Source organism: Polaromonas sp. (assembly GCF_029945925.1).
In the GTDB taxonomy this organism is placed as follows: Bacteria; Pseudomonadota; Gammaproteobacteria; order Burkholderiales; family Burkholderiaceae_C; genus Polaromonas.
This window is the reverse complement of the sequence record NZ_JAQSDN010000068.1, coordinates 1-10,753: the sequence shown is the minus strand read 5'-3', so window position 1 is coordinate 10,753 and position 10,753 is coordinate 1. Positions and strand designations below refer to the sequence as shown.

The following is a 10,753-nucleotide window of genomic DNA, read 5'->3' as shown; positions in this document are numbered from 1 at the left end:
CAGGGCGGCAGCCGCAGCGTGCTGGTGTACCTGGGCATCGACAACAAAGCCGCGCCCCTGGGCCTGCGCCAGGGCCTGTTTGCGCAGGGCACGCTGGGCACGACACGCCTGACGGCCCTGGCCGTGCCGCTGAGCGCCGTGCGTACCGACAAGCCCGCGCCTTATGTGCAGGTGGTGGACAACAACCAGGTCATCCACAAGCAGGTGGAGATGGGCCTGCGCGGCAGCAGTGGTGCAGACGCGGGCAGCGGCACCCTGGTGGCCGTCAAGGGGCTGGCGGAAAACGCGGTGGTCATTTCCGGCGCCGTGGGGGCCTTGCGCGAGGGCACGGCCGTGAAGTTCACGCAGGCGCCCGCCGGGACCCAGGCCGCACCTGCAACTTCCGCCAAAACCGCGCCGTAAACCAGATGTACTGCCCCCACGCTCTCTGCGTTCGCTGCCCCCCGAGGGGGCGCTCATTGCCCTTCGGGCGGCCGGGCGGGCACTGATATGTGGTTCACCCAGGTCAGCCTGAAAAATCCGGTCTTCGCGACCATGGTCATGCTCGCCATCGTGGTGCTGGGCCTGTTCTCCTATCAGCGCCTGCAGGTTGACCAGTTTCCGAACATTGACTTTCCGGTGGTGGTGGTCACGACCGAATACCCCGGCGCTTCGCCCGAGATCGTCGAGAGCGAAGTCACCAAGAAAATCGAGGAAGGCGTCAACTCGATTGCCGGCATCAATGCCCTGACCTCGCGCAGCTACGAAGGCCAGTCGGTCGTCATCATCGAATTCCAGCTGCAGATCGACGGCCGCAAGGCTGCGGAAGACGTGCGCGAAAAGATTGCTTCGCTGCGTCCGCTGCTGCGTGACGAGGTCAAGGAGCCGCGCGTGTTGCGCTTCGACCCGGCCAATCGCGCCATCTGGTCGGTCGCCGTGTTGCCGATGGCTGCAGGCGGGACTGGCAAAACGCCTGCAGCGGCAGGCACAGCGGCCCTGCCCACCGCCGTCGAACTGACCAACTGGGCCGACCAGGTGCTCAAGAAGCGGCTGGAAAACGTGCGCGGCGTCGGCTCGGTTAGCCTGGTAGGCGGCAGCAAGCGCGAAATCAACATCTACCTGAACCCGCAGGCCATGGAAGCGCTGGGCATCACGGCCGACCAGGTGGCGAGCGCCGTGCGCAACGAAAACCAGGACCTGCCGGTGGGCGCCATCCGTTCGCTGGCGCAGGAACGCGTCGTGAAAATCGACGCCCGCATGAAACGGCCTGAAGACTTCGGCAAGATCATTGTGGCGCGCAAGGTGTCCGCCGCCGGTGCGGGCAGCACCGTCACCGTGGACCAGGTCGCCACCATCCGCGACGGCTCGCAGGAGATCGACAGCCTGGCGCTGTACAACGGCCAGCGCACCTTGCTGCTGACCGTGCAGAAGGCCCAGGGCGAAAACACCATTGCGGTGGTCGATGGCCTGAACAAGGCCATCGCTGAATTGCAGGCGCAACTGCCCGCAGGCACGCGGCTGGAGCCGATTGGCGACGGCTCGCGGCCCATCCGGGTGGCGGTTGAAAACGTACGCCGCACCTTGATCGAAGGCGCGCTGCTGACCATCCTGATCGTCTTCCTGTTCCTGAATTCCTGGCGCTCCACGGTAATCACCGGCCTGACACTGCCGATCTCCATCATCGGCACCTTCCTGTTCATGAACCTGTTTGGCTTCACCATCAACATGATCACGCTGATGGCGCTGAGCCTGTGTGTGGGCCTGCTGATCGACGATGCGATTGTGGTGCGCGAGAACATCGTGCGCCATGTGCAAATGGGCAAACTGCCCTACCAGGCCGCGATGGAAGGCACGCAGGAAATCGGGCTCGCGGTGCTGGCCACCACGTTTTCCATCGTGGCGGTGTTTCTGCCCATCGGTTTCATGGGCGGCATCATCGGCAAGTTCTTCCACGAGTTCGGCGTCACCATCGTGGCGGCGGTGCTGATCTCGATGTTTGTCAGTTTCACGCTGGACCCGATGCTGTCGAGCATCTGGCATGACCCGAGCATTCATGCGCACGGCCAGCACGGCAAGCCGGTCACTTTTTACGACAAGACCATAGGCCGGGTGACCGGCTGGTTCGAACGCGCCACCGACTCGCTGGCCGAGACCTACCAGCGCATCCTGCGCTGGTCGCTGGTGCACAAGCTGGCAACCGTGGGCCTGGCGCTGGCGATTTTTGTGACCAGCGTTTTCATGGTGCCCCTGCTCGGCACCGAGTTCGTACCCAAGGCCGACTTCTCGGAAACCTCGCTCAATTTCTACACGCCGGTGGGGTCGTCGCTGGAGGCGACCGAGGCCAAGACGCGGCAGGTCGAAACCATCCTGCGCGAATTCCCCGAAGTGAAGTACACCTTGTCCACCATCAACACCGGCAACGCCCAGGGCAAGATGTACGCCAGCATTTACGTGCGTCTGGTGGACCGCAAGGCCAGGAGCCGCAACGTGGACGAGATGTCCGGCGTGCTGCGCGAGCGGCTCAAGCAGGTGCCCGGCATCACCGTGACCCACGTCGGTCTGCTCGACGCCGTGGGCGGCAACAAGCAGGTGGAGTTTTCCCTGCAGGGCGCCGATCTGAAAGAGCTGGAGCGCCTGACCGGCCTGGTGATGGCCAAGATCAGCGGCATCCCCGGCCTGGTGGACCTGGACTCCAGCCTCAAGGCCGACAAGCCGACCATCGAAGTGGACGTCAAGCGTGATGCCGCGTCCGATCTGGGCCTGTCGGTGGCGCAGATCGCGGCGTCGCTGCGCACGCTGGTGGCCGGGCAGACGGTAGGCAACTGGCGCGCACCCGACGACCAGACCTACGACGTGAATGTGCGCCTCGCGCCCGACGCCCGCAATACACCGCAGGATCTGGAGCGCCTGCCCTTCATCAGCAGCGTCATCGGCAGCAACCCCGACGGTTCGGCCCGCACGGTGCGCCTGAGCCAGGTGGCCACGGTGAAGGAAGCCACCGGCCCGAACCAGATCAACCGGCGCGACCTCACCCGTGAAGTCGCCATCAATGCCAACGTCTACAACCGCTCGGCCGGCGAGGTCTCCACCGACATCCGCAAGGCGCTCGACAGCATCAGCTTTCCGCCCGGCTACCGCTACCAGTTTGGCGGCTCGACCAAAAACATGGCCGAGTCCTTTGGGTATGCGATCTCGGCCCTCGTGCTGGCGATTTTGTTCATCTACATGATCCTGGCCAGCCAGTTCAAGAGCTTTCTGCAGCCCATGGCGCTGATGACCTCGCTGCCGCTCACGCTGATCGGCGTGGTGCTGGCGCTGCTGCTGTTCCGCTCGACGCTGTCGATGTTTTCCATCATCGGCGTGGTGATGCTGATGGGCCTGGTCACGAAAAACGCCATCCTGCTGGTCGATTTTGCGATCCGCATGCGCGATGAAGGCATGGAGCGCAGCGAAGCCCTCTTGACGGCCGCGCGCGTGCGCCTGCGCCCGATTTTGATGACCACACTGGCGATGATTTTCGGCATGGTGCCGCTGGCCTTTGCGCTGACCGAAGGCTCGGAGCAGCGTGCGCCCATGGGCCAGGCCGTCATTGGCGGCGTGATTACCTCCTCATTGCTGACGCTGGTGGTGGTGCCCGTGACCTATTGCTACCTGGATGACCTGGCGCAATGGTTCAAACGAATCTTCACCGGCCGGCGCGCCCTGCCCGCCCCGGTGGTTGCCCCCCAACTAAAATGATGGGTTTCCCCGACAGTCCCACCGTTTATTACAGACCACACCATGAACTACGAACAAGCCCGTTTCAACATGATCGAGCAGCAGATCCGCCCCTGGGAAGTGCTGGACAGCCAGGTGCTTTCCCTGCTGGCCGTGGTCAAGCGCGAGGACTTCGTGCCGACCGCGATGCGGGCCCTGGCTTTTGCCGACATGGAGATCCCGCTGGGCGCCAAGCCCGGCCAGTGCATGCTGGCGCCCAAGGTCGAGGCGCGCATCCTGCAGGACCTGGCCGTGCAAAAGCATGAAAAAGTGCTCGAGATCGGCGCCGGCTCGGGCTACATGGCCGCCCTGCTGGCGCACCGCGCCCAGCAGGTCATTACGCTGGAGATCGACCCCGACCTGGCCCAGCTTGCCCGGGACAACCTGAAAAAAGCCGGCGTCTACAACGCCGAAGTGCGCACCGGCGACGGCGCCGCCAAACTCGGCCAGGCCGTCTCCGGCAAAGACCCGCTGAGCGGCCCCTTCGACGTGATCGTGCTCAGCGGCTCGGTCGCCGAAGTGCCGCCCGCGCTGCTGGCGATGCTGAAAATCGGCGGCCGGCTCAGCGCCATGGTGGGTTTTGAGCCTGTCATGCGCGCCACTCTGGTCACCCGCGTCGGCGAAGCCGCCTTCCGCACCACGCAGGGTTGGGACACGGTTGCTCCGCGCCTGCTCAACTTCCCTGAACCCTCAAAATTCAACTTTTAACCCGAGCCGTCCCGATGATTGACCAACTGTCCCCCGCTGACTTCAACGCCTGGCTTGCCAGCCTGCCGGCCGGCGGCCCCGCACCCATCGTGCTCGATGTGCGCGAGCCGTGGGAAGTGCAGACGACGTCGGTCAAGGAAGACGGTTTCAGGCTGCTGCACATCCCGATGCGTGCCGTCGCCGCGCGGATCTTTGATCTCAAGGAAGAACTGCCGGCCGACCAGCCGGTGGTCTGCCTGTGCCACCACGGGGCGCGCAGCCAGCAGGTGGCCAACTTCCTGGCGCAGAACGGCTTCACGCAGGTGGTCAACCTGCAGGGCGGCATCAACGCGTGGTCCGTGCAGCGCGATGCCTCCGTCCCGCGCTACTGACCCCTGGCCCGCCCTCTTCTCCGACTTCTCCGACTTCACCGACTTCACCGACTTCACATTTCATCAGGACACCCCATGAAAACACTCTTCAAAAAACCGGCCCTGCTGCCCCTGTCTCTTGCGCTGAGTGCCGTATTGGCAGCTTTTGCGCCAGCCGTTCAGGCGCAGAACCTGGTGGAGCTGTACCGTTCGGCGCGCGAGTACGACGCGTCCTACCAGTCGGCACGTTCGCTGTACGAAGCCAACCTGGCCAAGGCCGCGCAGGCCAAGGCCGGCATTTTGCCAACGGCCGGGCTGTCGCTGGGTGTATCGCGTACCAATTTTGAGAACACCAACCCGGTCGCCGACCGCAGCTTCCCGACGCAGACAGGCTCACTGAACGCCTCGCAGCCGCTGTACCGGCCCGGCAACTGGGCGACCTACGAACAGGGCAAGCAGCAAGTGGTGCTGTCCAGGGCCCAGCTCGAAGCGGCCGAGCAGGACCTGATCGTGCGCACCAGCCAGGCCTATTTCGATGTGCTGGCCGCGCAGGACACACTGGCATTTGTCCGGGCACAAAAAGCCGCGGTGGGCGAACAGCTGGCTTCGGCCAAACGCAACTTCGAGGTCGGCACCTCCACCGTCACCGATTCGCGCGAAGCGCAGGCGCGTTTCGACCTGGTGACCGCCCAGGAAATTGCCGCCGAAAACGACTTGCGCGTCAAGAAAATCGCCCTTGACCAGCTGGTCGGCAAAACCGACGCCCAGCCCAAAGGCCTGCTGGTGCCCGTCGAGCTGCCGCCGCTGGTGCCCGCCGACGTGAACACCTGGGTCCGGCAGTCCGAAGACATCCACCCGACGGTGCGCCAGGCCCAGGCCAACCTGGAAGTCGCCAAGCTCGAAATCGACAAGGCCGAAGCCGGCCACAAACCCACGCTGGACCTGACCGCCAGCTACGGCGTGCAGCGCAACCCCCAGGGCAGCGCCACCAGCCCGCTGGACTACCGCAGCAACAGCACCACGGTCGGCCTGGCGCTGAACCTGCCACTGTTTGCCGGCTTCGCCACGCAAAACCGCATCCGCGAAACGCTGTCACTCGAAGAAAAAGCCCGCACCGACCTCGAAGGTGCCAAACGCGGCGTTGCCCTGAGCACGCGCACCGCCTACTTCGGCGTGTTGTCGGGCCAGGGCCAGGTCAAGGCGCTGGAAGCCGCCGAAGCGTCCAGCCAGAGCGCGCTGGACGCCAACAAGCTGGGCTACCAGGTCGGCGTGCGCATCAACATCGACGTGCTCAATGCGCAAAGCCAGTTGTTCCAGACCAAGCGCGACCTCGCACAGGCGCGCTACAACGTGCTGATCGGCGGGCTGCGGCTGCGCCAGGCCAATGGCACGCTGACACCGGAAGATTTGTTGCTGATCAATTCGTTGCTGGTGCCCTAAGCCCCCACGTTCGCTCACTGCGTGCAGTTCTCGGCCTCCCACCGAGGGGGGGGCGCCGCGCCTGCAGCCCCTGCTGGGTTGAGACCCGCTCGGACCAGCGCTGCTTTCAGTGTTTACGCCAGCACTTTGGCGCCATCAAGTTTTGAAGCGGCTCGGTCAAATGTCCACAGCGGACTTTCACCAGCGGCATGGGCCAGTGCGACGTGAACACAATCGGAAAAGTCCGCCTTGCCGCGCTGGTACAGCGTCAGGGCAATCTCGGCCGCGGCCTCTGATTCAAAAGACAATTCCACAGACGCCAGAAGGCTGGACAAGGTGGCAACGATCAGCTCTTTGTCAAAGCCGAAGTTCGAGCGCAATACCCACTCCAGCTCCAGAAACACAGTGATAGGGACATACAAGGTCTCACCCGCACGAATCGCAGCGCGAATGAGCTTCCTGGCCGATGCGAGCTGCCGCTCGTCGTCCTGCACAAGATAGCGAACCAGCACGTTGGTGTCGAGTGCGGCCATCAGCGCCAGGCGTTCATGTCTGCAATACGCACTTTTTTCCCTTGCGGCGCCTTGAGCGTTCCGGCAAGGTCAAGCAGCGACTGGGTTTTGGCCCGCACAATGACCGTGCCATCCGGCATCAGGTGCCAGTGCAACCTGGTTCCTGGCTCGGCATGCAGAGCATCTCTGATGGGCTGGGGAACAGTCGTCTGACCCTTCACGGTCAGAGTGGATTCGGCCATGGTTATTCCTTACTTTTATTGAAATGTAATGATATCCGAAAACGGCAAAACCAGCTCGCAGATTTTTTAGGTGGGCTGTCCTTCAACAGTCGCGGCGTTCGTTCCTGGATATTTCGATCAGCTTGATCACCCTGTCCGCGCCAAACGCGGCGCTGCCCTGAGCACCCGCACCGCCTACTTCGACGTGTTGGCGGGCCAGGGCCAGGTCAAGGCGCTGGAAGCCGCCGAGGCGTCGAGCCAGAGCGCGCTGGACGCCAACAAGCTGGGCTACCAGGTCGGTGTGCGCATCAACATCGATGTACTCAATGCACAAAGCCAGCTGTTCCAGACCAAACGCGACCTGGCCCAGGCGCGCTACAACGTGCTGATCGGCGGCCTGCGGCTGCGCCAGGCCAACGGCACGTTGACGCCGGAAGATTTGTTGCTGATCAACTCGTTGCTGGTGCAGTAGGTCAGCGCGAACGGGTCTGTAGGCTCCTGTCCTCTGCTCAGTAGAAGGAATCTTTTGGCGATCTGCCTCTGGACATGACCATCCCGTCATGCGTGAACTGGTCAACGTCTCAAGCTTGACTATCGACAATATGTAGTTATCGGTAGTTAGCGCTTTCCGCGATCAGATCCGTTATCGGCTAGAGGACATTACTGAACACTGTCGGCTTGGTCTATTTGCTTGCGCCGTAGTCCGACATCCATCATCTCATGCAGTTGCGGTCAAGCTTCGTTTTGTCGTGGCTGCCAGAACTGCAGCGTGGATTTACCAGGATCATCGAGGACTATAGCGACGCTCTGCTTTGCTCTCGTAACCGCCACATAGAAGCTGGATGCGGGGATTGCCCCCAGATAGGCTCCCGAAGCAATGAACTTGGCGATAGGTGCAGTAGGTACGATCAAGACGCGCTCATAAGTCATGCCTTTTGAGACCTTGAAATTCAAAAAAACTAGATCAAAGTTTTTTCCGGAGGTCACGCTATGGCGCAAACACTGTGGCTGGTATAGGTCGACATACTCATTGACGTTTTTGCTTGCCACCAGATAGACACCGTCATGATCAGTCACTGCTTCGTTCTTCGATTGTGTTGCAGGAAACTTCCAGGAAGGATCAAAAATCGTGTCAGAAAAAGCAGCGATGTCAGGATGGCAGCGCCAAGTGACCACGCTATCTTTTATTTCGAGCAGGCCTTCTGTCTGACGCTCACGAAACCAGCTAATCGCGCTGGCATATGAGTACTTTGCATTCTTCTGGCTTCGCGGGTTCGTGGCGAGGACCGACTGTCGGATATCACCAACCATTCGAACTTCGATGGATGAGCGCAAAAGTACGTCAAAAATATCCCAGTCGTGCGAACTGAGATCCTGCACCTCGTCTATCAAGATCTCATCGTAGATGCACTCAAGCCTTCGCAACAGTGCGCCTTTACTATCGGCAACAAGCTCGTGAGCGAGTCTGCCAAGCTCGCACGCATACGCTGCTCCGTTCGAGTCCAGGAAGCGACTTTTGCCACTCGCCATACGGCGTGGCCTCCCTTCGAAATTGAAGCCAAGCACTCGTTGTCCGGAGAATTTGAACGGTAAGAATGGCTTGGCAAAGTGGCGCAATAAGAACGTAAACCAGCCCATCACTTCGACGTGGTGGTGGTCCCCCGCATAACGCTGGAGACGGCTGCGCAGTTCCTCCTGGTTAGCCTGGGTATACGTAAGAATAAGGACTCGCCGATCACCGGAGAGCGAAGCGCAGTGCTCAACAATTCCCTGCGTCTTCCGGGATCCTGCAACTGCTAGCGTAAGTTGGTTACCCATGTGCAAACTTGGCTGCCGCAAGCATGTACGCTGGAGGCACGATTTTTTTGGCCGACTCGCCGATTCGTAGTGCAGCCTCAGTTTTTTCTCGGGTCATCCATGTCAGTAAATCAGCGGCAGTGGTAATGCCAAGGATGTCACGTAGCAGTGTTTCGCCGCTGTGGTGGATTAACTGAGGCTCAAGGGTTTTTCCATGAGCCACCTCTCCAATAAAGAGTTCTCGTTCGCCTGTCTTCAGCCACTCACTCACGGAGTCGCGAAGTCCAACTGGATCGAAACCGTCGTTATCGCGAAGCGCGGCCACCGGCTTGCTAAGTGCAGCGCAAAGCGCCAGACCGCGGGCAAGCGAGAGCCCGCGCATGCTGAGAACGTCAATGCCACATTCCATCGGTCGCTTGCCGTACATGTCCAAGAAAATACGCTCGAATACGATTTCATCCGATGGGCCCTCGACAAGAACGATTTTGTTCGCTAGGACGATGCGGAGAGTGTCGTATCCAGGAAGCTTCTTGAAGTAGGACACCGTATCGGGGTGCAGTTCGGTGAGCTTCGCTGCTACGTTATTACCCATCAGCACCAAAGCGTCTAGCCCCAGTCGGTTGAGTACAAACGAACTATGAGTGGTAACGAACAGCTGCTGTTTCTCGCCGGCCAGGGATTCAATGCGCGCCAGCAAAGTTACGAGGCTGGTGTGTGTAAGGTGATTCTCGGGCTCCTCGATCATTACAAATTTGGCGCGTCCGGCATGCCGGTTCATAGCAAGTGAAATCTTGATCGCCGATTGCTGCCCTTGGCCGGACATAGAGAACGGCACGCTATCGACGTGTGGCGTAACGACTCCTTCCCAAGAGGTTCTGGAAGTTTGATCCATGGCGAGGGCGATTGGCTGGTTGTGCAGCGTCGCGTGCACGGAGCTCATCCTCATGTTGACGCCGCTCAGCGCACTCTTCGACATCAGCGCTTTCACATTGCGATATTCGAGTGATATCTCGGCGCGCTCTGCAGGCTCCAGTTGGTCCCCGAGGATCTGGCGCAGGTGGTAGTCAATGCCGGACGTGGCCCGGACAGTACGTGAGTCAATAACGGCGGTGGCCAGTATCTTGGGGCGGACCGTGATTTCCTTGTCGGCAAAAGAGCGCCAGTCGCAACGGTAGTATTCGACGGGAAGCAACGGCGTTGGAACCTTGGCCCATTCCTCCAGCTCCGCCGCGTATTCAGGGTTGGGCGCGACCCGCATGGTGACTCCCGGGCAGGCATGGGTTGGGAGGTGTGTGTTGATTGCGCCGCACAAAGTTTGCAGCTCAGGAACGTCTTCAAAGGACAGTTCAATCAGAATCTCCGGAAAGCCTACCGGGAAACCGTTCGTCCTCTTTTGAATGAAATCTCGGACAAGGGCAGTATTGAACCAGTGAGGATTGAGTTCCTCGGAAGCGCTTCGGCCGTTGACGCGACCCGTCAATGCGAGTGCGACGGCCTCCATGAGCGTCGATTTGCCGGACTCATTCGCCCCGACGATGAGATTGAACTTTCGGTTCGGCTTGAGGAGCAGGTCCCTATGGATTCGGTATCCCTGAATCTTTATATTGGTGAGCACTTGTCATCCTCATCTGGGGTGGGCCTCCCTGTGACGAAGGCGTAAGGTTTAAACGTCGCACAGAGTGTGGCACATAGCGTTGGTGGGCGATGGCTTTCATGAGGATTGGGGAGTGGCAACTTCCGGTCTCTGAAACGCTCTCTACCCAAGAGCGCATCGCTAGCATTAAGACACGAGATCAACAAAAGAGTGGATCTAATCAGGAGCTGCTATTGTGTGTGGCAAGCACGAGAGCAATAGAAGCAACCGTTCACCTGAAAAAAATATGAGCGTGCCGCTAGCACAGCTTCCGTACAAGTGCTGAAATTTCCGAGATAGATGGCGTTTTCTGGCGACGGAAAAGGGGGTGTCTGAATTTCTGTGTGTGAGGCGAGATTGCCTGCCCGAGGTTTGGGC

Annotated in this window: 8 protein-coding genes and 2 pseudogenes; 6 read left to right on the top strand and 4 right to left on the bottom strand. The window is 60.6% G+C overall.

The window, feature by feature from the left end:
* The 5 genes and pseudogenes from PSV40_RS22265 to PSV40_RS22245 all read left to right on the top strand — a co-directional run.
* A pseudogene (locus tag PSV40_RS22265) lies at positions 1-402 on the top strand (efflux transporter periplasmic adaptor subunit); the annotation flags it as partial.
* Positions 403-489: 87 nt separating this feature from the next.
* Positions 490-3,717, top strand: a complete 3,228-nt coding sequence (locus PSV40_RS22260; protein WP_300542045.1) for an efflux RND transporter permease subunit — start codon at positions 490-492, stop codon at positions 3,715-3,717.
* A 42-nt stretch (positions 3,718-3,759) separates the two neighbouring features.
* Positions 3,760-4,443: a protein-L-isoaspartate O-methyltransferase gene (locus PSV40_RS22255; RefSeq protein ID WP_300542043.1), complete on the top strand. Its 684-nt coding sequence runs from the start codon at positions 3,760-3,762 to the stop codon at positions 4,441-4,443.
* Between the two features lie 14 nt (positions 4,444-4,457).
* Positions 4,458-4,814 carry a rhodanese-like domain-containing protein gene (locus tag PSV40_RS22250; protein ID WP_300542041.1) on the top strand — a complete coding sequence of 119 codons (357 nt, stop codon included), beginning with the start codon at positions 4,458-4,460 and terminating at the stop codon, positions 4,812-4,814.
* A gap of 75 nt (positions 4,815-4,889) precedes the next feature.
* Positions 4,890-6,233, top strand: coding sequence for a TolC family outer membrane protein (locus tag PSV40_RS22245; RefSeq protein WP_300542039.1), 1,344 nt, complete (start codon positions 4,890-4,892; stop codon positions 6,231-6,233).
* A 113-nt stretch (positions 6,234-6,346) separates the two neighbouring features.
* On the opposite strand, the gene PSV40_RS22240 is transcribed toward PSV40_RS22245, so the two are convergent.
* Both PSV40_RS22240 and PSV40_RS22235 read right to left on the bottom strand, forming a co-directional pair.
* Positions 6,347-6,745: a PIN domain-containing protein gene (locus PSV40_RS22240; RefSeq protein ID WP_300542037.1), complete on the bottom strand. Its 399-nt coding sequence runs from the start codon at positions 6,743-6,745 to the stop codon at positions 6,347-6,349.
* Complete coding sequence (locus PSV40_RS22235; protein ID WP_300542035.1) at positions 6,745-6,966, bottom strand: type II toxin-antitoxin system PrlF family antitoxin; 222 nt, start codon at positions 6,964-6,966, stop codon at positions 6,745-6,747. Before PSV40_RS22235 ends, PSV40_RS22240 begins: the two co-directional genes overlap by 1 nt.
* A 139-nt stretch (positions 6,967-7,105) precedes the next feature.
* Here PSV40_RS22235 and PSV40_RS22230 point away from each other — a divergent pair.
* Positions 7,106-7,417: pseudogene (locus PSV40_RS22230) on the top strand (TolC family protein); the annotation flags it as partial.
* Between the two features lie 260 nt (positions 7,418-7,677).
* On the opposite strand, the gene PSV40_RS22225 reads toward PSV40_RS22230, so the two are convergent.
* Both PSV40_RS22225 and PSV40_RS22220 read right to left on the bottom strand, forming a co-directional pair.
* On the bottom strand, positions 7,678-8,763 hold the full coding sequence (locus PSV40_RS22225; RefSeq protein ID WP_300542033.1) for a UvrD-helicase domain-containing protein: 1,086 nt from the start codon (positions 8,761-8,763) through the stop codon (positions 7,678-7,680).
* A complete protein-coding gene (locus tag PSV40_RS22220) occupies positions 8,756-10,357 on the bottom strand; it encodes an AAA family ATPase (RefSeq protein WP_300542031.1) in 1,602 nt (533 codons plus the stop codon). The genes PSV40_RS22225 and PSV40_RS22220 overlap by 8 nt, the downstream gene beginning before the upstream one ends.
* Between the last annotated feature and the right edge of the window lie 396 nt (positions 10,358-10,753).

Excerpts from the sequence above, each read along its gene's own strand:
- PSV40_RS22260 (WP_300542045.1), top strand. The coding sequence starts at position 490 with ATGTGGTTCACCCAGGTCAGCCTGAAAAATCCGGTCTTCGCGACCATG.
- PSV40_RS22255 (WP_300542043.1), top strand. The coding sequence starts at position 3,760 with ATGAACTACGAACAAGCCCGTTTCAACATGATCGAGCAGCAGATCCGC.
- PSV40_RS22250 (WP_300542041.1), top strand. The coding sequence starts at position 4,458 with ATGATTGACCAACTGTCCCCCGCTGACTTCAACGCCTGGCTTGCCAGC.
- PSV40_RS22245 (WP_300542039.1), top strand. The coding sequence starts at position 4,890 with ATGAAAACACTCTTCAAAAAACCGGCCCTGCTGCCCCTGTCTCTTGCG.
- PSV40_RS22240 (WP_300542037.1), bottom strand. The coding sequence starts at position 6,745 with ATGGCCGCACTCGACACCAACGTGCTGGTTCGCTATCTTGTGCAGGAC.
- PSV40_RS22235 (WP_300542035.1), bottom strand. The coding sequence starts at position 6,966 with ATGGCCGAATCCACTCTGACCGTGAAGGGTCAGACGACTGTTCCCCAG.
- PSV40_RS22225 (WP_300542033.1), bottom strand. The coding sequence starts at position 8,763 with ATGGGTAACCAACTTACGCTAGCAGTTGCAGGATCCCGGAAGACGCAG.